This is a genomic window from Alkalihalobacillus sp. CinArs1 (assembly GCF_947387515.1).
In the GTDB taxonomy this organism is placed as follows: Bacteria; Bacillota; Bacilli; order Bacillales; family Guptibacillaceae; genus Guptibacillus.
In genome coordinates this window covers 1,034,721-1,053,559 of the sequence record NZ_CANDOB010000001.1, presented here as the reverse complement: position 1 = coordinate 1,053,559, position 18,839 = coordinate 1,034,721, and the positions used below count along the sequence as shown (strand labels likewise).

Annotated in this window: 25 protein-coding genes; 23 read left to right on the top strand and 2 right to left on the bottom strand. The window is 40.3% G+C overall.

All coding sequences use genetic code 11. From position 1 onward, the window contains the following. Positions 1–147 precede the first annotated feature (147 nt). The 11 genes from PFZ69_RS05525 (at position 148) to PFZ69_RS05475 (ending at position 7,306) form a co-directional block, all read left to right on the top strand. Positions 148–1,125: an acyltransferase family protein gene (locus PFZ69_RS05525; RefSeq protein ID WP_270180008.1), complete on the top strand. Its 978-nt coding sequence runs from the start codon at positions 148–150 to the stop codon at positions 1,123–1,125. A 123-nt stretch (positions 1,126–1,248) separates the two neighbouring features. Next, positions 1,249–2,355, top strand: coding sequence for a peptide-methionine (R)-S-oxide reductase MsrB (msrB, locus tag PFZ69_RS05520; RefSeq protein ID WP_270180007.1), 1,107 nt, complete (start codon positions 1,249–1,251; stop codon positions 2,353–2,355). Positions 2,356–2,486: 131 nt separating this feature from the next. Further along, positions 2,487–2,855: a YidH family protein gene (locus PFZ69_RS05515; RefSeq protein ID WP_270180006.1), complete on the top strand. Its 369-nt coding sequence runs from the start codon at positions 2,487–2,489 to the stop codon at positions 2,853–2,855. Between the two features lie 144 nt (positions 2,856–2,999). After that, positions 3,000–3,260, top strand: coding sequence for a metal-sensitive transcriptional regulator (locus tag PFZ69_RS05510; protein WP_270180005.1), 261 nt, complete (start codon positions 3,000–3,002; stop codon positions 3,258–3,260). Between the two features lie 50 nt (positions 3,261–3,310). Beyond that, positions 3,311–3,790: a DsrE/DsrF/DrsH-like family protein gene (locus PFZ69_RS05505; protein ID WP_270180004.1), complete on the top strand. Its 480-nt coding sequence runs from the start codon at positions 3,311–3,313 to the stop codon at positions 3,788–3,790. Between the two features lie 13 nt (positions 3,791–3,803). Further along, positions 3,804–4,157 carry a rhodanese-like domain-containing protein gene (locus PFZ69_RS05500; protein ID WP_270180003.1) on the top strand — a complete coding sequence of 118 codons (354 nt, stop codon included), beginning with the start codon at positions 3,804–3,806 and terminating at the stop codon, positions 4,155–4,157. Positions 4,158–4,171: 14 nt separating this feature from the next. Further along, positions 4,172–4,480, top strand: a complete 309-nt coding sequence (locus PFZ69_RS05495) for a rhodanese-like domain-containing protein (protein WP_442865109.1) — start codon at positions 4,172–4,174, stop codon at positions 4,478–4,480. A gap of 23 nt (positions 4,481–4,503) precedes the next feature. Then, positions 4,504–5,067 carry a sulfurtransferase TusA family protein gene (locus tag PFZ69_RS05490; protein ID WP_270180002.1) on the top strand — a complete coding sequence of 188 codons (564 nt, stop codon included), beginning with the start codon at positions 4,504–4,506 and terminating at the stop codon, positions 5,065–5,067. Between the two features lie 39 nt (positions 5,068–5,106). Then, the gene (locus PFZ69_RS05485; protein WP_270180001.1) at positions 5,107–6,228 is read left to right on the top strand and encodes an MBL fold metallo-hydrolase; all 1,122 of its coding nucleotides are present in this window, start codon (positions 5,107–5,109) and stop codon (positions 6,226–6,228) included. 16 nt (positions 6,229–6,244) lie between these two features. Beyond that, complete coding sequence (locus PFZ69_RS05480) at positions 6,245–6,472, top strand: sulfurtransferase TusA family protein (protein ID WP_270180000.1); 228 nt, start codon at positions 6,245–6,247, stop codon at positions 6,470–6,472. Between the two features lie 54 nt (positions 6,473–6,526). Then, a complete protein-coding gene (locus PFZ69_RS05475; protein ID WP_270179999.1) occupies positions 6,527–7,306 on the top strand; it encodes a sulfite exporter TauE/SafE family protein in 780 nt (259 codons plus the stop codon). Between the two features lie 29 nt (positions 7,307–7,335). Here PFZ69_RS05475 and PFZ69_RS05470 read toward each other — a convergent pair whose 3' ends face one another. Next, positions 7,336–8,625 (bottom strand): hemolysin family protein, encoded by a 1,290-nt coding sequence (locus PFZ69_RS05470; RefSeq protein WP_270179998.1) that lies wholly within the window; start codon positions 8,623–8,625, stop codon positions 7,336–7,338. Between the two features lie 210 nt (positions 8,626–8,835). Here PFZ69_RS05470 and PFZ69_RS05465 point away from each other — a divergent pair, with 210 nt between their 5' ends. The 10 genes from PFZ69_RS05465 to PFZ69_RS05420 all read left to right on the top strand — a co-directional run bounded on the left by PFZ69_RS05465 (position 8,836) and on the right by PFZ69_RS05420 (position 14,730). After that, positions 8,836–9,138: an EthD family reductase gene (locus PFZ69_RS05465; protein ID WP_270179997.1), complete on the top strand. Its 303-nt coding sequence runs from the start codon at positions 8,836–8,838 to the stop codon at positions 9,136–9,138. Between the two features lie 107 nt (positions 9,139–9,245). Continuing rightward, complete coding sequence (locus tag PFZ69_RS05460; protein WP_270180624.1) at positions 9,246–9,869, top strand: flavodoxin family protein; 624 nt, start codon at positions 9,246–9,248, stop codon at positions 9,867–9,869. 296 nt (positions 9,870–10,165) lie between these two features. Then, on the top strand, positions 10,166–10,342 hold the full coding sequence (locus tag PFZ69_RS20980) for a YjcZ family sporulation protein (RefSeq protein ID WP_318246488.1): 177 nt from the start codon (positions 10,166–10,168) through the stop codon (positions 10,340–10,342). Between the two features lie 37 nt (positions 10,343–10,379). Further along, positions 10,380–10,466 (top strand): YjcZ family sporulation protein, encoded by an 87-nt coding sequence (locus tag PFZ69_RS05450; protein WP_224880103.1) that lies wholly within the window; start codon positions 10,380–10,382, stop codon positions 10,464–10,466. A gap of 146 nt (positions 10,467–10,612) precedes the next feature. Further along, positions 10,613–11,380, top strand: coding sequence for a DeoR/GlpR family DNA-binding transcription regulator (locus PFZ69_RS05445; RefSeq protein ID WP_270179996.1), 768 nt, complete (start codon positions 10,613–10,615; stop codon positions 11,378–11,380). 147 nt (positions 11,381–11,527) lie between these two features. Next, positions 11,528–12,514, top strand: a complete 987-nt coding sequence (locus PFZ69_RS05440) for an LLM class flavin-dependent oxidoreductase (protein WP_270179995.1) — start codon at positions 11,528–11,530, stop codon at positions 12,512–12,514. 94 nt (positions 12,515–12,608) lie between these two features. Further along, the gene (locus tag PFZ69_RS05435; RefSeq protein ID WP_270179994.1) at positions 12,609–12,959 is read left to right on the top strand and encodes an IDEAL domain-containing protein; all 351 of its coding nucleotides are present in this window, start codon (positions 12,609–12,611) and stop codon (positions 12,957–12,959) included. A 69-nt stretch (positions 12,960–13,028) separates the two neighbouring features. Continuing rightward, entirely contained in the window at positions 13,029–13,445 is a 417-nt protein-coding gene (locus PFZ69_RS05430) for an RrF2 family transcriptional regulator (RefSeq protein WP_270179993.1), read from the top strand. A 65-nt stretch (positions 13,446–13,510) separates the two neighbouring features. After that, positions 13,511–14,005 (top strand): Crp/Fnr family transcriptional regulator, encoded by a 495-nt coding sequence (locus PFZ69_RS05425; protein ID WP_270179992.1) that lies wholly within the window; start codon positions 13,511–13,513, stop codon positions 14,003–14,005. Positions 14,006–14,094: 89 nt separating this feature from the next. After that, complete coding sequence (locus PFZ69_RS05420) at positions 14,095–14,730, top strand: nitroreductase family protein (protein WP_270179991.1); 636 nt, start codon at positions 14,095–14,097, stop codon at positions 14,728–14,730. Positions 14,731–14,783: 53 nt separating this feature from the next. Here PFZ69_RS05420 and PFZ69_RS05415 read toward each other — a convergent pair whose 3' ends face one another. Continuing rightward, on the bottom strand, positions 14,784–16,148 hold the full coding sequence (locus PFZ69_RS05415; RefSeq protein WP_270179990.1) for an alanine/glycine:cation symporter family protein: 1,365 nt from the start codon (positions 16,146–16,148) through the stop codon (positions 14,784–14,786). A 179-nt stretch (positions 16,149–16,327) separates the two neighbouring features. Here PFZ69_RS05415 and PFZ69_RS05410 point away from each other — a divergent pair, with 179 nt between their 5' ends. Both PFZ69_RS05410 and PFZ69_RS05405 read left to right on the top strand, forming a co-directional pair. Continuing rightward, on the top strand, positions 16,328–16,966 hold the full coding sequence (locus PFZ69_RS05410; protein ID WP_270179989.1) for an SDR family oxidoreductase: 639 nt from the start codon (positions 16,328–16,330) through the stop codon (positions 16,964–16,966). Positions 16,967–17,130: 164 nt separating this feature from the next. Then, complete coding sequence (locus tag PFZ69_RS05405) at positions 17,131–18,540, top strand: alanine/glycine:cation symporter family protein (protein WP_270179988.1); 1,410 nt, start codon at positions 17,131–17,133, stop codon at positions 18,538–18,540. The last annotated feature ends 299 nt before the right edge of the window (positions 18,541–18,839 follow it).

Sequence of the window (18,839 nt, the reverse complement as noted above, 5' to 3'; positions counted from 1 at the left end):
ATGACCGCTAAAATACGAATATTACAATTCGAATAACTAATAGTGAAATGGGGTAAAAATGAACGAGAAACGGGTATTATGATGGTGAACATTATTGGAATTTACTAATACAACATCGTTTTTATCGTCTGAGGAGGGTCATCAATCGTGTCACAGCGTATTGCATATTTTGATAACAGCAAAGCAATTTTGATATTACTAGTTGTGGGAGGCCATTTGGTCACACCATTTATCGCTGACTCGCGATTACTATATAGTTTTTACCACGTTATCTTTATTTTCCATATGCCAGCCTTTATCTTTTTAACTGGTTACTTTACACGAAAAGCATCTGGAACAAAATATTATTGGAAGATCTTCACTACCTTTCTTCTCCCATATATTTTGTTTCAAGTCGTCTATGCAATTTATTACACGAATCTTTATGAGAAGCCTTTCCAGATTGAGTTTCTTACTCCGAGGTGGGCGATGTGGTTCTTGTTATGTATTGCAGCGTACAAACTTCTTGCACCTATTATTTTAAAAAGCAAAACAAGCTTATTGCTTACTTTTAGTATTACTGCAGGACTTATCGTCGGTTATTTCGATATAGAAAGGTTTCTTTCTCTAGATCGTCTGTTTGTCTTCTTGCCATTTTTTGTTTTAGGTGTCGTCATGGGGCGGAGTGAAAAGCCGATCCGTTTACCGTATATGAAGTGGATAGCTCCTGTAGTCCTTGGTGGATTGTTTCTCCTTTTCTATCTTTATAGAATTGAAGGATTAACAGACCTCTTATATGGAACATATGTCTATGAATCGAACTTAGGGCTGCTTGTGCGTTTAGGGTATTACGTAGGAACGGCATTCGTGATGTTTATGTTCTTCTCCATCATTCCAAAGACGCCAATCGTCATCACACCGATAGGATCACGAACATTTGCGATTTATCTTTTCCACGGATTCATCATAAAATGGTTTCTTGAGCAGCAGTCTGCAGAGGTTATCTCTACCTTATGGGGTATTCCATTCATCGCAATCTTTACACTTACCATCGCGATGATACTAAGTCTCCCATTCTTCTCAAAGCTTCTTGCCTTTGATCGTTGGCTGCCATCCCCTGAAAAATTGAACTTTAGTAAACGATAGGAACGCTATAAAGGCGTTCCTTCTTTAATGTTCAAAGCAAAAAATCTCTCTTTTCTAACTAAGATGAGTTACACTTATAATAAGTGGAGAGCTGTTGGACCTTAGCAGAGGGAGGAACTGTGAATGAAGAAATCTAAAATCATCGTGTTGCTTGGTTTGTTAACCGTTCTGATATTTGCAGGCCCAAAACTGTATGATGTTTTATTCAATCGGTCTTATGGAAGTGAGCCCGTTAAAGCTGTAGATGAAAACTTAGAAGTAGCGACCTTTGCTGGAGGATGCTTCTGGTGTATGGAACCACCTTTTGAAAAGCTGGATGGTGTTGATGAAGCGATATCAGGTTATATTGGGGGCGATACAAAGAACCCATCATACGAAGATGTTTCTTCAGGAAACACAAGTCATGTTGAAGCCGTTCAGGTGCATTATAATCCTGATATCGTATCATATGAAACGTTATTAGATGTTTTCTGGCGACAAATTGATCCAACTGATGAAGGAGGTCAATTTGTAGACCGAGGAGATCAGTATGTATCAGGTATTTTTTATCATAATGAACAACAGCGAGAATTAGCGGAGAAGTCCAAAGAAGAGATTGCAAATTCTGGCCGATTTGATGAACCGATCGTAACCTTTGTAAAGGAAGCTCCTACCTTTTATGTAGCTGAGAAATACCATCAAGACTACTACAAAGAAAATGAGTTTCGATACAATATATATAGGAAGAATTCCGGGCGCGATCAGTTTTTGGATGAAGCCTGGGGGATAGATCGAGAAATAGAGCAGCCAAATCAAGGTGTTTCTTATACGGATGAAGAATTGAAGGAAATGCTTACACCACTTCAATATGAAGTGACTCAAGAGGATGGTACTGAGAAAGCTTTTGATAATGAATACTGGGATAATACAGAAGAAGGTATTTATGTGGATATTGTGTCTGGAGAGCCATTGTTCAGTTCTACTGACAAGTATAAGTCAGGAACGGGGTGGCCTAGTTTTACTAAACCACTAGTTGAAGAAAATATTGTAGAAAAAGAAGATAAAAGCCTCTTTATGGTCCGAACAGAAATTAGGAGTAAGAACGCCGACTCACATTTAGGTCATGTTTTTGAAGACGGTCCAGAGCCAACTGGTTTAAGGTATTGTATGAACTCTGCAGCGCTCGATTTTATACCTAAAGAAGAATTGAAAGAGAAAGGCTACGGGGAATTCTTAACTCTTTTTCAATAAAGCGAAGGTAGCATGTGATGCTGCCTTTTTTATATTTATTGATTACCTTGTGTAAACTGTAGGTTGAGGCAATACCCTCTTGAAATTTTACGGGCGGGGGTATAAGATCGAAGGGTAGGAGGGTGAGACGATTGGGAGAGAAAAAAGCAGATGGTAGAGTTCAGCAGCTGCTTGCGAATGAACGTACGTTTTTGGCTTGGATCAGAACGTCGATTGCGATCATAGGAATCGGCTTTCTAGCAGCGAGCCTTCACTTTACAAGATCTGTAGGTGAGCGTGCGGATGACAAAATTATTGTATTCATCAGTTTCACCTCATTGCTGTTTGGGTTATTAACCATGGCGGGCGGGGCAGTACAGTTTTTTAGAACGCGAAAGAAGATTATGAGCTTTGAGGTTCCTTCTTCAACATGGATCGTACTCTTTTTGATCGTTATCGTACTGATGATTATCGCGCTTATTATCGTATATTTTGTTATTCAAATAAACTGGTTGTCGTAGCTATAGATCATAGCCTATTGACATTTAAATTCAGTACGTTATAATACCCCTATAGGTATTTATTATTGAAACATCGCACTTATTGATATAAATTTTTTTGGTTGCATAAATACCCCTAAGGGTATATAATGTGGAGGTGAGCAAGTGAATTACGATAAAAAAGTGATCAACCGAATCAAACGAGTTGAAGGCCAGTTAAGAGGCGTCGTTCGAATGATGGAAGAGGGAAAGAGCTGTGAAGAGATTGTTACACAACTTTCTGCAACGAGGTCAGGAATCGATCGTTCCATAGGTCTCATCGTTGGATCGAACTTAGAGCAGTGCCTTCTAGAGCAGCTTGAACAAGGAAATTCAACAGAAGATACAGTGAAAGAAGCAGTTCAACTGTTAGTTAAAAGTAGATAAAAAATTTTAAAAACAAATATACCCCTATTGGTATAGAGGAGGAAATAAAGATGAGTGAAACAAAATCAACAAACATTGTCCTTTTTAGTGGTGATTACGATAAAGCGATGGCAGCTTATATCATTGCAAATGGTGCAGCTGCTTATGATCATAAAGTAACGATCTTCCATACGTTCTGGGGTCTGAATGCCCTTCGAAAAGATGAGCATGTTAAAACGGATAAAGGTTTTCTTGAAAAAATGTTCGGTAAAATGATGCCTCGTGGTGCAGATAAGATGGGTATTTCAAAGATGAATTACGCAGGTATGGGGCAGAAGATGATTAAGAATGTAATCAAGAAGCACAATGCGATGGAATTGCCACAATTGATTGAGATGGCTCAAGAACAAGACGTTGAGCTTGTTGCTTGTACGATGACGATGGATCTACTTGGTCTACAAAAAGAAGAGCTCTTAGATGAGATCGAGTATGCTGGCGTAGCAGCTTACCTTGGTGATGCAGAAGACGGTAACGTAAACCTGTTTATTTAATTGGAGGGGTAAGATGGAATTCCTAATTGTTATAGCGATTGTGTTAATAGGTTCAATCCTTTTGAAAAGAAGTGGAAAAGGCGTTCATACCATTAGTTCCGAACAAGCAAAATCGAAGTTTGGAAATCGTGATGTACAGTTCATCGATGTAAGAACGCCGATGGAATACAAAGGCAACAAAGTGAAGGAATTTAAGAATATGCCGCTCGATCAGCTTAGTAAGCGAGGCAAAGAGCTTGATCCAAAGAAGGAAACTGTCGTGCTTTGTCAGAGTGGAATGAGAAGTGCCCGTGCATGTAAGGTGTTAAAGAAGCAAGGGTTTACCGATCTTTATAATGTTCGCGGTGGGTTAAACGCGTGGAGATAAAGGAGGAAGGTCATATGTCAGGATATGTGAAAGATATTACGCCAGACGAATTGAACGAGATGTTAGCGAAAGACAAAAAGTTGAGCATCGTTGATGTTCGTGGTCCGGGAGAGGTTGCAACAGGTAAAATTCCTGGGGCTTACAACATTCCTGTGAATGACATTCAGTCTAGAATGAGCGAACTCGACAAAGAAACAGAGCATATCATCGTTTGTCAATCTGGTGGAAGAAGTAGTATGGCATCGATGGTATTAAAGTCTAACGGCTATAACGTCTTGAACATGACAGGCGGAATGTCGGAGTGGACCGGTGCAACAGAATAACCAAACATTCAGGAGGTATCGTTATGATTCAAACAGATCACGTATTAGATGCTAAAGGGCTTGCTTGTCCTATGCCGATTGTCAAAACGAAAAAAATGATGAAAGATCTAGACCCTGGAGTTGTTCTCGAAATTCAGGCAACAGACAAAGGCTCAAAAGCTGATATCAAAGCATGGGCTGAGAAAGTAGGGCATCATTATCTGGGAACTGTAGAAGAAGATGATGTGTTGATCCACTATTTACGCAAAGCTTCTGATCATGAAACGGTTCCAGAACAAAAGCATCCTCACCTTATCTCAAATGAGGAGTTAACTGGATTACTTTCTGAGGATGGTTACACCCTCTTAGATGTTCGTGAACCAGCTGAATATGCGTTTAGTCATATTCCTAATGCGATTTCTATGCCACTTGGAGAAATCGAAGATAAGATGAATGAACTTAATCGTGATAAGAAAGTACTCGTTATCTGCCGTACCGGGTCAAGAAGCGATCTAGCTGCTCAAAAACTAGCTAACAGTGGTTTTGAGGCGATTAATGTGATGCCTGGTATGTCAGGTTGGACTGGCGAAACAACGTCAAAAGTATAATTTTTTTTACTAACAAAAATACGGTTGGGGGTATAAAAGATGAGTTTGAAAAAGATGCATGCAAGTGAAGTAGCATCTAGAATTATTAATAAAAACGATCTCTTTATTCTTGATGTACGAAATGAGGATGCATACGCAGACTGGAAAATTGAAGGTGAGTCTGTAAAAAGTATGAACGTCCCTTACTTTGACTTGATCGATGGAGTAGAGGAGATTCTTGAAGATCTTCCTAAAGATAAAGACATCTTGGTTGTTTGTGCAAAAGAGGGGTCTTCTATCTTTGTAGGAGAAGAATTAGTAGAAGCAGGTGTTCAAAACGTTTCTTACCTACCTGGTGGAATGAAGGCTTGGAGTGAATACCTTGAACCTGTAAAAGTAGGGGATCTTCCAGGAGGAGCACTCTATCAATTTGTGAGACTCGGTAAAGGTTGCCTTTCTTATATGATCGAATCAAATGGGGAAGCTGCAGTGGTTGATGCGAACCGTATGATCGAGAACTACACATCTTTTGCAGAAAAGCAAGGCCTGAAGATTAAAGCTACGTTTGATACTCATCTTCACGCGGATCATATTTCTGGAGGTAGAGAATTAGCTGATCAGATGAACGCGTCCTACTATCTTCCTGAAGAAGATGCAGGAGAAGTCACGTTTGAATACACGCCTCTAAAAGAGGGAGATGTATTTACAATTGGAGAAGTAACGCTCGAGCCACTCTATTCGCCAGGTCATACGATTGGAAGCACGTCCTTCATCGTTCAAGATCAGTTTCTACTAACAGGAGATATCTTGTTTGTTCATTCGATCGGACGTCCTGACCTTGCTGGTAAAGCAGAGGATTGGGTTGGCGATTTAAGAGAGACGCTGTATAACCGATATAAAGACATGGCAGGCGAATTAACAGTGTTGCCAGCACACTTTTCAAAGATTGAAGAACTTGGTGAAAATGGTGAAGTGTCAGCGCAACTCGATGAACTTTATCGTGTGAATGATGGGTTAAACGTAGAAAAAGAGGAAGATTTCCGCACGATGGTAACTGAAAACCTTCCTCCTCAGCCAAATGCTTATCAAGAAATTCGCGAAACAAATATGGGTATAATCAGCCCTGATGAAGAAGCGCAAAGAGAAATGGAAATTGGACCAAACCGCTGTGCGGTAAAATAATTAGGAGGTTATTAACATGAATGCACAAAAAACATTAGACGCAAAAGGACTAGCTTGTCCAATGCCAATCGTTAAAACAAAGAAAGCAATGAAGGAAATCGAATCAGGAGAGATTCTTGAGATTCAAGCAACAGATAAAGGTGCAAAAAGTGACTTGACTGCATGGGCGAAATCTGGAGGACATGAACTTCTTAAGTCAGAAGAAGAAGACGGCGTATTCTCTTTCTGGATTAAAAAGGCGTAAGTTAAGATATGGGGTACTGTTCAGTGCCCCTTCTTTATTGTGAGGTGAGTGCATATGGATTTTGGTTTTATTATTACAATATTTTTAATTGGATTTGTAGGCTCATATATATCAGGTATGGTTGGGATCGGTGGATCGATCATCAAATATCCGATGCTCCTGTACATTCCAGCACTTCTCGGTTTTACAGCATTTAGTGCTCATGAAGTTTCAGGAATCAGTGCTGTTCAGGTGTTCTTCGCTACCATCGGAGGTGTGTTTGCATACCGTAAAGGTGGATACCTCAATAAACAGCTCATTCTATATATGGGAGTAAGTATACTGATCGGAAGCTTTATCGGTGGTTATGGATCTAACTTAATGTCAGAACAAGGCATCAACGTTGTCTATGGCTTATTAGCAGCGATTGCAGCTGTTATGATGTTTATTCCTAAAAAAGGCATCGATGATATTCCTCTAGATCAAGTGAAGTTTAACAGATGGTTATCTGCTAGCCTGGCGTTTATCGTTGGGATCGGTGCAGGTATCGTAGGAGCAGCCGGTGCATTTCTATTAGTTCCGATCATGCTTGTTGTTCTTAAAATCCCAACAAGGATGACGATTGCATCTTCACTTGCAATCACGTTTATTTCTTCAATCGGATCAACTGTAGGAAAGCTAGCGACAGGACAGGTTCTGTTGTTGCCAGCGGCGATCATGATCATCGCTAGTCTAATCGCAGCGCCTCTTGGTGCAAACGCTGGAAAAAAAGTGAACACAAAGATCCTTCAATGGCTGCTTGCAGCTCTAATTCTCGGAACGTCGATCAAAATATGGGTGGATCTTCTAATGTAAAAACAGCTGACGCGTGTCAGCTGTTTTTTCTAGGATTGTTTTGCTCTAATCTCAACTTCTTTTACTTGATGGCCATCGATTTCCAATACTTTAAACTCATAATCCTCGAAGGTTAACGTTGTTCCTTGAACGGGTTCCATGTCATGTGTAAGCACCCATCCTCCGATCGTGTCCACTTCGTCATCTTCAATCGTTAAGCCGAGATACTCATTTATATCACTGATAAGGGCTTTACCATCAACGATAATACGACCGTTTTCTTCTTTACGAATCGGTGGTTTTTCATCAGAATCAAATTCATCTTGGATTTCCCCAACGATTTCTTCAAGGATATCTTCTACTGTAACGAGACCAGCTGTACCTCCGTACTCATCCACCACAATCGCGATGTGACTATGTGTTTTTTGCATCTTTGCAAGTAGCTTTTTAATAGGAGTTGACTCGATCACATGATGAATCGGATGAATGTAATCTTCTAATGAAAGGTCCTCTCCCCACTTGTATTGAGTAAGTACTTCTTTTATATTGACGACCCCTACAATCTTATCTTTATCGCCATCCGCAATAGGGTAGCGGGTATACTTTCCACTTTTCATGATCGAGAGGTTCTCTTCTGTTGTGTTATCAAGGAATAAGCAAGTCATTTCGGTTCTCGGTATCATGATTTCTTTTGCTAATCGTTCATCAAATTCAAAGATGTTATTGACAAACTCCATCTCTGATTGATTAATTTCGCCACTCTTGTAGCTCTCTGACAAGATGATGCGAAGTTCTTCTTCCGAATGGGCTTGTTCATGTTCATTGGCAGGGGGTAACCCAAGAGCTCGAACGATCCATCGAGCAGATCCGTTCAATGTCCAGATGAATGGATACATGATCCAGTAAAACCAAATGAGAGGTCTAGCCGTTAGTAAACTAACCTTCTCAGCTTTTTGAATGGCGAACGTTTTTGGTGCTAATTCTCCAAGGACGACGTGGAGGAATGTGATTATAATGAATGCGATCACGACCGAAATGGTACCAACCATTGCTGGAGGAAGTTCGATCAGTTCAAAAACAGGGTGCAGGAGATGCTCAACAGTTGATTCCCCTAGCCAACCTAATGCAAGGGCTGTAATCGTGATTCCTAGCTGACATGCAGAAAGGTAACCATCAAGATTTCCTAATACTTTTTGAACGGATTTCGCTTTTTTATTTCCTTCTAGTGCTAAAGAGTCGATTTTGGTTTTGCGTACTTTTACAATAGCGAACTCAGATGCAACAAAGAAAGCTGTCAACAAGATCAAAATAATAACGACAATAATTTTTATGATTTCCAATAGAGCCCTTACTAACGTGTAAGGGTTCACCTCCTATACAATGGGTTACATCATTTATTATAATTTTCCTTATTAATGTGATGTTTAAACACCAAGTTACTCTATAGTTTCTTCAGAAATATGTTATTTATCAGTGATGGCTTTTGTTAGTCTTCATTCTTCATAGTGATGTATGATGAAGCATAACCAAAGTAAAGGAGAGAAAGCGAAATGGCTAAAGTAATCGTGATCTATAAGAAACCTACTGATGAAGCGAAATTCAGACAATACTATGAACAAGAGCATATTAAGCTTGTTCAGCAAGTTCCTTACATCCAGAAGGCCGATTTAAATTATGTGACGGCAGCATTGAATACAGAAGAGTCTTATTACCTTGCTGCTACGATTGAGTTTGAATCGAAGCAACGAATAAGTGAAGCGTTGCAATCTCCTGAATGGGCAAAAGTTACGGAAGACGCTGAAAATATGATGGAGTTTTTGTCTGAGCCACCATTAGTGCTCATCACAGAATAAGAGCCTAAAGGCACATCCTGGTTTCCACAGGGTGTGTTTTTTGTTTATGTTCTCTTATTAGAAGGGAATGGTGGACTATAAAATTCAATTGATTTAAGAGAGGAGTTATCGAATTGAAGGCACTTTTTCTTAATTGCTCACTAAAGAATAGTAATGAACCTTCAAACACGGATGCGCTCTATAAAGAAGCAGAGTCGATCTTTCATGAAGAAGGGGTGGAGTCAGAGACAATAAGGGCTGCTGATTATAACATTTCGTACGGAATTTCAGAAGATGAAGGAGAAGGCGACGAGTGGCCCATCATTTTTGAAAAAGTGAAAGCTGCAGACATCGTAATAATCGGAACGCCACTCTGGCTAGGTGAGAAAAGCAGTGTAGCTACTCTTGTTATCGAACGTTTGTATGGCGGAAGTGGAATAACGAATGAGAAGGGGCAATCGGTCTATTACAACAAAGTTGGGGGTGTCGTCATCACTGGTAATGAAGATGGGGCAAAAAACGCGGCAAGATCCATCTTATATGCATTTTCACATATAGGATTTACCGTTCCTCCTAATGTTGATACGTACTGGGTCGGTGAAGCAGGACCAGGAGCTTCATATATTGAAGCGAATGGGCATAAGAACGATTTCTCTGTCGGTCATGCCAAAACGATGGCTCATAACCTCATTCACTTTGCAAACATGTTTCAAAAACATGCAATTCCTGCCGAAGGAAACACAATGGAATAAGTATTAAAAAGTCCTCATACGCTGAGGGCTTTTTTTCATGGTGAAAGAAAGGTCTCACTCTTCAATTCAAATCTTCATATTCTATTTATACAAAATGTATGGGGGGAACTTTTATGGATGAACTGATTATCTTTCTAATCCTATTTATTCTCCTAGTTATCATTTTGCTTTTTGTAGCGGATGTGTTCTGAGCACGTGAAGGTATATAAATCTTGCTAAATATGGTTAGATGCCCATCCCTTACATTCAATTTGCACATATAGTATTAGTAACCTTCGAGGAAAGGGGGTTTTCAAATGAGCGGTGGAAAAGAAAACGTGCGCCCTGCTGGATACGGTAAAGGGTTCGCATTGATCGTAGTATTGTTTATCCTTCTAATTATTGTTGGTGCAGCGGCAGTAGGAGGAGCTAATACAGGACCATGCTGCTATGGAAAAGGTGGTTATGGCGGTTACGGCGGTTACGGCTACTAAACCTTTCTTATATCTCGATTAGAAGGGAGGTTTTTTTATGAGCTATGGATGTGGTCAAGGTTTCGCGCTAATCGTTGTTTTGTTCATTCTATTGATTATCGTAGGAGCAGTTTGGGCTTACTAATATAATGAAGGCACCCTATAAAGGGGTGCTTTTTCTACTGTTGTATTTACTTATAATTACTTAATGATTTTCCTGTATTACTTAAAAGTATTGATTTAATCATTACATAGACTTATAATGGTAGTGAATGGAAGTGGGGGTTGCCGATGTTTCAAGAAGAGCGCATGCTATCGATTCTTGAATATCTTAAGAAGAACGAAAGGATTTCAGTCGAACAGATCTGTGAGCTATTTCAAATTTCTAGAGATACTGCAAGGAGAGATCTTGTTCGATTGGAAGAAGAGGGTGCCGTAACGCGTACGAGGGGTGGAGCAGTATTGCCGCAATTACGTCACGAAATTAAATCCTATCAAGATCGACTTTCTCTAGTGACCAATGAAAAACACCTTATAGGGAAAAAGGCAGCAGAAACCATAAAACCTGGTGATATCGTTATTCTAGATGCTTCAACTACTGTACAAGCTTGTGCTGAATACTTGATTGAAAAGCGTGCTGTTATCCTTACAAATTCGATTCATCAAGCTGACATCCTCTCTAGAGGAGAAAACCTCGACATTCACCTTCTAGGTGGGAAGCTTGAAAAGGAGCACTTCTTTCTTTATGGATCGAGTGTTGTTGAAAAGCTAGCGTCATATAATGCAGATGTAGCATTTATAGGTGTGGTTGGGATCACAGAGCAAGGCCTGACCATTGCTCATGAAGAGGATGGCATGGTGAAGCGGAAGATGATTGATCAAGCGAAACATGTCGTCGTTCTTGCTGATTCGACGAAGTTTGGACAATCAGAGTTTTTTACATTTGCGAAGCTTGAAGATATCGATGTGATCGTTACTGATAAGATGCCAGAACGTATGTATCAGCAAATGCTCGAGAATCATGGTGTTGAAATAGTAATTGCTGAAAGCACATCCTAGCTAGGCTCTATAAATAAACTGGACCGGCGTAACCTAACGGGCGTGACGGTCCGTTTGTTTTTTAAGCAGATTTATTGGAGAGAATACAAACACCTGTTATGATTTAACTGTAATAATTCATTTTACAAATCGAGGAGATCGTTATATATGAAATTAAGCGTTTTGGATCAATCCCCAGTCTCAAAAAATAAAACAGCGGTCGAAGCTTTAAAAGAAACTACGGAACTTGCGAAAGAAACTGAGAAGCTTGGTTACCATCGATTTTGGGTATCTGAGCACCATAGTACAAAAAGTCTTGCGGGCTCTAGTCCCGAAGTGTTGATCGCTCACCTCGCAGCGAACACGAGTCATATGAAGATTGGATCTGGAGGGGTGTTGTTGCCCCATTATAGTTCGTATAAAGTGGCGGAGAATTTTAGGATGCTTGAATCTTTAAACCCCGGTCGTATCGACCTAGGTTTAGGTCGTGCACCAGGCGGTATGCCGAACGTTACAAGAGCATTAGCAGACGGCAACCGTAGAGATATCGACCGGTATCCTGAACAAATCGATGAGCTTACGAATTACTTAAATGGGCGTGCTTCTTCTTATCATGTTCATGCGACACCACTAGGAGATACGAAACCTGATATTTGGTTACTAGGATCAAGCGGTGGTAGCGCAAGAATCGCTGCGAATAAAGGATTAGCATTTTCGTTTGCTCATTTTATTAACGGGAATGGTGGAAGCAGCGTAGTCGATAAATACATGGAGCGTTTTTCACCATCAGAGTATAACGACACACCAAAGACAAACGTAGCCGTTTTTGTTGTATGCGGCGAAACAGAGGAAGAAGCAGAGTATTTAGCTTCTAGTCTTGATCTTGCTATATTATTAATCGAACAAGGAAAATCAGGTACTGGCTTCCCATCACCGGACGAAGCGCTGCAATATCCATACTCTGTGTTTGATAAAGCAAGAATCAGGGAAAACAGAAATCGTATAATCGTTGGCGACCCTAAGCAAGTAAGACAGCAAATCGAAGAGTTAGGTAACATGTATCAAACCAATGAGGTCATCGTAAATACGATAACGTATGATTTTAACGCGAGACTGAAATCGTATCGTTTACTTGCAGAAGAGTTCGGTCTTTGATCGAAGCTCTTGACAAATCTAACTGTAATATTTATTATTACATTATGCGATGACGCAGTTGGAACACGATAATCTTCCATAAGGAGGGAGAATAATGATGAACCAACTTCATCAACAATCTCAATTTACTAAAGGTGAATGGGTGAAAGGCAAATCAGTTCATGATGAGTTAGTGAAAGGATTTGTAGATTCAGTAAATGATTATCTAGGAACGATCAAAATATATGTGCATGAATGTGATAACCCAGAGACAGTAGGAAAGGTTATCGAGACATTTCAAAATAGGGTTTCATTGTTGGAAAAGCAGGATTTTGAGCATGACGAAACGTATCTTTTAAACCTTATCGATCTAGCTCTTATTACAAAAGATAAGAAATGGTTTTTAGAACTTTCGGCCCAGCTCAACGCTGTACGAAATAAGTCAAAAGAAGCGGTTGCCTGTTAAAATTTTCTTGCAAGGTACAAAAGGAGTACGATAGGATGGAATTGAAGAAAGTGTTAGGGGGCGCTAAAATTGAATAGTGATTTTACTCTTGCAGTGCATAGTCTGGCTTTATTAGCGATTAAGCCTGGACAAATGTCAACAAGTGACTACCTTGCTGGCAGTGCATCCGTCCATCCCGTACGTATGAGAAAAATTCTTAGTTTATTAAAGAAAAACGGATACATCGTCTCTAAAGAAGGTGCTGGTGGCGGCTTTACATTAGCATGCAAAGTCGAAGATGTTACGCTTGATAAGATCTACGCGTTAACGTCGATTGGTTCATTGAAACCTAAGTGTACCGACGCAAATCAGTATTGTCTTGTGGGAGCGAATTTATCAGAAGTCCTTGGTGACATCTTCACCGATGCTGAGGACCACTTAACATCATTTTTGAAGAAATACACCATTCGTGATATTATACAAAGCCTGAAGCAAAAACAATTATAATGATTGTTTTTGTTTTTGGGATAACTGTAACAAAATAAATTCTAATTATTCGGGGGTGAGCGAACATGGTAAGTTTGGCATTGAACAAAAGTGAAACGAAGTTTGAAACAAAGGATTGGAATAAGTTAGAGCGATCCGGGAGAAAGTTGAAGCGGAATGAAGGAAGGTTCTTAATTCGACCTAAACATACGAATCGTGATGTCTATATCATTCGCCAAGGAAACGTAGCGATTTATCAGCAAGACGAAAAAACGCCACTTGCAGTTCTTGGACCGAATGATGTACTTGGGAACAGATCGATTTTTGTGCATCAAAACCTTTATGCCAAAGCTATAACTGATGTTGAGCTCATTCAACTCGATCAAGCATCTTATCGCTCTTTGTACCTAGCATATCCAGAGCTTGCAATTAAGCTTACGACAGAGCTTTCAAAATTAAAGTTAAAGCTTGATTTTCCAGATCAACTACCAAAGTCGATTTTTGCAGTGTTGAAAAAGAATACAAAATCCTTGCTGAACAAAGCTCCGACTAAGAAAGGTAGATACTGCCACAACTGCTAAACAATGATGTTTTATAACTGTAATAAAATATGTTACATTATAATAGATAAGAAAGTTAGAGATAAATGGATAGGAAAGGGAGAGAACAGATGACAACACAAGTTGAACAAAAGCTAGATGCTCTTGAAGTAATGAAAGAGCGTCATTCCGTAAGAAAGTATGAAAAAGGGGTTAAGATCCCTGATGAAGATATGAATGAAATTCTAAATGCGACGATTGAAGCGCCATCATCTTGGAACCTTCAACACTGGAAGTTTCTCGTGATTGAAGATAATGAGAAAAAAGAAAAACTTCTTCCGATCGCTTTTAATCAGCAACAAGTTGTAGATAGCTCTGCAACCATCGTAATTCTTGGAGATACAGAAGCAAATCTTCATGCAGAAGAAATCTACGGTCAAGCTGTAGAGAATGGTTTTATGGATAATGCAGTCAAGGAAACACTGGTTTCTCAAATTAATGGAGCATATGAAAGAGAAGGCTTCGCATACAGTGAGGCAGTAAAAAATAGTTCCCTAGCTGCTATGCAGCTTATGCTTGCAGCGAAAGCAAAGGGATACGATACGATTCCGATGGGCGGCTTTAATCCACAAGCTCTTATCGACGAATTCAATATCCCATCCAGATATGTTCCTGTTATGCTGATCTCAATTGGCAAAGCAGCGGCTGAAGCACATGCATCTGCTCGTTTCCCAGTAGAGCGCGTAGTGATTAAAGATAGCTTCTAATAGAACCGATTAAAAAAGCGGCACCCAACTGGGTGTCGCTTTTTTGTGAATGATCACGTGCTTTGAGATTGAGCTTCTCGTTTTTCTTCTTTTACTTTTTCAAGGAAACGTTTCGTTTCGGCAACGACGACTCCAGAAAGACCTAATAGTCCGATCAAGTTTGGTAAAGCCATCAAGCCGTTAAAGATATCAGCGAGCAGCCATACGACATTAAGCTTAAGTGTTGTTCCAACAAATACAGCTAGAACAAAAACGAAGCGGTAGTACTTGATCGACCGTTCCCCAAACAGATAAGAGAAACATTTTTCTCCGTAATAAGACCATCCCAATACTGTTGAGTATGCAAAAAGAATCAAACCGACCGTTACGATCAACGCACCAGGTACTCCTAGGAACTTCTCAAAAGTAGCCGTTGTAAGTGCAGCACCGTTAAGATCGCCCATATAGAGGTCACCCATTACGAGAGCGATCCCTGTAATGGAACAAACAACGATCGTATCGATGAATACTTGGGTCATGGATACGAGTGCCTGGCGACCAGGGTAGTCCGTTTTAGCAGCAGCTGCAGCGATTGGAGCGGAGCCTAGACCAGCTTCATTCGAGAAGACTCCACGAGCTACACCATAACGGATTACAGCACCAATAGCTCCCCCTGCTACAGCTTCACCAGTGAAAGCGTCAGAGAAAATTAACGATACGGCAGCTGGAATGAGATCGATGTTCATAAGGAGAACGATTAAGCCGCCGATCACATAGAAAAGTGCCATAACCGGAACGAAAAACGCTGTAACCCGTCCAATGCTCTTAATCCCACCAAGAATAACGAGACCAGTTAGAACCATTAAAATAAGACCTGTAATCCATGGAGCGATTCCAAACGTTGCTACGGCGTCAGCAACAGAGTTCGATTGAACCATGTTTCCTATTCCGAACGCTGCAAATGCTCCGAAAAATGCAAAGATCATTCCAAGCCATCTCATGTTGAGTCCTTTATCTAAATAGTACATCGGACCCCCTGACATCTCTCCGTTCGAATCTACCGATCGGTACTTTACTGCCAGAATAGCCTCAGCATATTTCGTAGCCATTCCGAATAAAGCACTGATCCACATCCAAAGAACAGCTCCTGGTCCCCCTACGAAAACCGCTGTTGCTACCCCAGCGATATTTCCCGTACCGATCGTAGCAGCAAGTGCTGTCATCAGGGCCTGAAAGTGAGAGATGTCCCCTTCAGAGGATTTATCTTGTTTCTTAGTAAAGGCTTGCTTCAATGCATAAGGTAGCATCGTAAACTGCAAGAATCCTAGACGAATGGTGAGATATATTCCTGTTCCTACTAAGAGGATCAAGAGAGGCCATCCCCACACGAATCCGCTAATGTTATTTAATACTGCTTCCAAAATAATATCCCCTTTCATATGTAGTTCAATACTAAATATTCTAACAATTTACCATAAAAACCTTTTTAATTACATAAATCGACTCATTTTAGTTCAAAAAAAACATTCACAATTAGTTGTAGCGCTTTCATGTGTTTATTTGTATTACTTATGAGGAAAATAACAGAGGTGAATGGATATAAAGGAGGAAGATAGTTGTGAAAGTACTCGTAATCGGTGCAAACGGACAGGTAGGCACACATGTAATAAAAAGCCTTGCAGAAAAAGGATACGATCCAGTAGGGATGGTTCGAGATACTGACCAAGTGAAAGCCATTGAAGATGCGGGTGGAAAAACTGTACTAGGTGATCTAGAAAAAGATTTTTCCCATGCGATGTACGGATGTGAAGCAGTCATCTTTGCAGCTGGTTCAGGTCCACACACTGGCGCAGATAAAACGATTCTTATCGATCAAGAAGGGGCGATCAAATCGATCGATGAAGCAAGTCGTCAAGGGATAAAACGCTTCGTGCTCTTAAGCTCAGTAGGTGCTGATTATCCAGAGCAAGGGCCAGATAATATGAAGCCTTACTTGTATGCAAAAAAGCGTGCAGATGAGTATTTAAAAGCTACAAACTTAACCTACACGATCCTTCGACCAGGAAGACTTTCGAATGATCCTGCTACTGGGCAAATTCGCGCAGCAAAAACGCTCGAAGATAAATCAGGACAGATTCCACGAGAAGATGTGGCTTCCGTATTAGCTGAAATCGTAGAGAATGAAAATACATTTAATAGAACGTTTGAAATCTTAGATGGTGATCTTACGATAAGCGACGCTCTAGGACAATTGTAAGAGGAATTTCTAGTGAGAGACCTGTTGAGGGTCTCTTTTTTTATGGGATAAACGAATGATTTAATCGGACTAGTTTGTTTTAATAATTGACGAAAAATAAATTCTGATGGTAATGTATAAAGGTCGTCAGTTGAAAGCGTTAACACGTTGGAGGAGTAGAGGAAATGGACATCTTAGAACTGCTTAAAATAGTAAATGGATTTTTATGGGGAGCACCAAGCTTAATCTTATTGTTCGGAACTGGTGTTTTCCTGACACTTATCCTTAGAGGACTTCAGTTTAGAAAGCTAGGTTATGCATTTAAGCTTGCTTTCACGAAAGAAAAATCGGAAGACAGCTCTGCTGAGGGAGATGTTAGTAACTACAAAGCACTTATGACATCTTTGGCTGCTACCATCGGTAACGGAAATATAGCCGGTGTAGCTACTGCGATTACAATCGGAGGTCCAGGTGCTGTTTTTTGGATGTGGGTTGTAGGACTGGTTGGCATGGCGACCAAATACGGTGAAGCCCTTCTTGCGATGAAATATCGTGTGAAAAATGATAAAGGTGAGTATGCCGGTGGACCGATGTACTATGTTGAACAAGGTCTTGGAGCAAAATGGAAGTGGCTTGCGATATCATTTGCATTATTCGGTGCGATCGCTTCTTTAGGAATTGGAAACAGTGTTCAATCGAATACGATTGCGAGTGTAGTTGATGAAAGCTTTAATATCGATGGATGGGTAACTGGAGTAATCGTTGCAGGACTTACCTCTCTGATTATTTTCGGAGGTGTAAAACGTATCAGCTCCGTAGCAGGATTCTTTGTTCCGATAATGGCTGTTCTCTACATAGTTGGAGCATTAATCATTATCGTTCTGAATGTTGAAGCTATCCTACCTGCGATGAAGTTAATCTTCACCTACGCATTCTCCCCAATTTCAGCAGTGGGAGGTTTTTCAGGCGTAATCGTAATGGAAGCTGTTAAATCCGGAGTTTCAAAAGGAATTTTCTCAAATGAGGCTGGTTTAGGTACAGCGGCTCTTATCGCTGGTAATGCAAAGGCTGAGCACCCCGTGCGACAGGCGCTTGTGGCTATGACAGGTACTTTTATCGTAACGATCATCGTTTGTACGATGACGGCGTTAGTATTACTCATTACTGGATTTTGGGATCCAACAGGTGGAGAACTCTCAGGTGTCGTCCATAATGCGGATCTAGAAGCAGGTGCATTGACTACAGCTGCCTTCGGATCGAGTCTAGGTATTATAGGAGAGTACATTGTAACCTTCTCAGTCATCTTTTTCGGGTTCTCAACGATTATTGGTTGGTATGTGTATGGATATAAATGTTTCGAATACCTTGCAGGTACAAAATTTACTACGTACTATGGATTTGTCTATATCTCCGCATGTTTTATAGGAACAGTGGCTAATCTGACTACTGTTTGGGCATTTGCTGATATGGCGAATGCACTTATGATGATTCCAAACTTAATCGCCTTACTACTATTGTTTAAAGTGATTAAATCTGAAACAGATGACTATTTCAATCGGTATTTAAATGAGATAGAAATCAAGAAAGCTAGTTGATTGCATAATGAAAGACGCTTCGACCTATAGAATAGGAGAAGCGTCTTCAATTTGTCGAGCAACCTATTTCATTATTCGGTGCTCCCGATGCCGTAGTCGATGACAATCGCATGCTTTCCGCGGACGAACGTCCAAGCCCGTACGACCGCAGGAGTCCGCGATTGTCTCTCCTACTTGATGAGAATTTATCCAAAACGACCTTTCCGTCCAATGGTTTAACAGGCAGATAGTTCACTATCCATCAACATTAATTAGAATGGAAATGATCGGCTACTTTCGAGACTTTCTCTACACTCTGA

Excerpts from the sequence above, each read along its gene's own strand:
- PFZ69_RS05480 (WP_270180000.1), top strand. The coding sequence starts at position 6,245 with ATGAATGCACAAAAAACATTAGACGCAAAAGGACTAGCTTGTCCAATG.
- PFZ69_RS05420 (WP_270179991.1), top strand. The coding sequence starts at position 14,095 with ATGACAACACAAGTTGAACAAAAGCTAGATGCTCTTGAAGTAATGAAA.
- PFZ69_RS05485 (WP_270180001.1), top strand. The coding sequence starts at position 5,107 with ATGAGTTTGAAAAAGATGCATGCAAGTGAAGTAGCATCTAGAATTATT.
- PFZ69_RS05495 (WP_442865109.1), top strand. The coding sequence starts at position 4,172 with ATGTCAGGATATGTGAAAGATATTACGCCAGACGAATTGAACGAGATG.
- PFZ69_RS20980 (WP_318246488.1), top strand. The coding sequence starts at position 10,166 with ATGAGCGGTGGAAAAGAAAACGTGCGCCCTGCTGGATACGGTAAAGGG.
- PFZ69_RS05425 (WP_270179992.1), top strand. The coding sequence starts at position 13,511 with ATGGTAAGTTTGGCATTGAACAAAAGTGAAACGAAGTTTGAAACAAAG.
- PFZ69_RS05465 (WP_270179997.1), top strand. The coding sequence starts at position 8,836 with ATGGCTAAAGTAATCGTGATCTATAAGAAACCTACTGATGAAGCGAAA.
- PFZ69_RS05505 (WP_270180004.1), top strand. The coding sequence starts at position 3,311 with ATGAGTGAAACAAAATCAACAAACATTGTCCTTTTTAGTGGTGATTAC.
- PFZ69_RS05415 (WP_270179990.1), bottom strand. The coding sequence starts at position 16,148 with ATGAAAGGGGATATTATTTTGGAAGCAGTATTAAATAACATTAGCGGA.
- PFZ69_RS05440 (WP_270179995.1), top strand. The coding sequence starts at position 11,528 with ATGAAATTAAGCGTTTTGGATCAATCCCCAGTCTCAAAAAATAAAACA.
- PFZ69_RS05475 (WP_270179999.1), top strand. The coding sequence starts at position 6,527 with ATGGATTTTGGTTTTATTATTACAATATTTTTAATTGGATTTGTAGGC.
- PFZ69_RS05435 (WP_270179994.1), top strand. The coding sequence starts at position 12,609 with ATGATGAACCAACTTCATCAACAATCTCAATTTACTAAAGGTGAATGG.
- PFZ69_RS05490 (WP_270180002.1), top strand. The coding sequence starts at position 4,504 with ATGATTCAAACAGATCACGTATTAGATGCTAAAGGGCTTGCTTGTCCT.
- PFZ69_RS05450 (WP_224880103.1), top strand. The coding sequence starts at position 10,380 with ATGAGCTATGGATGTGGTCAAGGTTTCGCGCTAATCGTTGTTTTGTTC.
- PFZ69_RS05500 (WP_270180003.1), top strand. The coding sequence starts at position 3,804 with ATGGAATTCCTAATTGTTATAGCGATTGTGTTAATAGGTTCAATCCTT.
- msrB (WP_270180007.1), top strand. The coding sequence starts at position 1,249 with ATGAAGAAATCTAAAATCATCGTGTTGCTTGGTTTGTTAACCGTTCTG.
- PFZ69_RS05405 (WP_270179988.1), top strand. The coding sequence starts at position 17,131 with ATGGACATCTTAGAACTGCTTAAAATAGTAAATGGATTTTTATGGGGA.
- PFZ69_RS05445 (WP_270179996.1), top strand. The coding sequence starts at position 10,613 with ATGTTTCAAGAAGAGCGCATGCTATCGATTCTTGAATATCTTAAGAAG.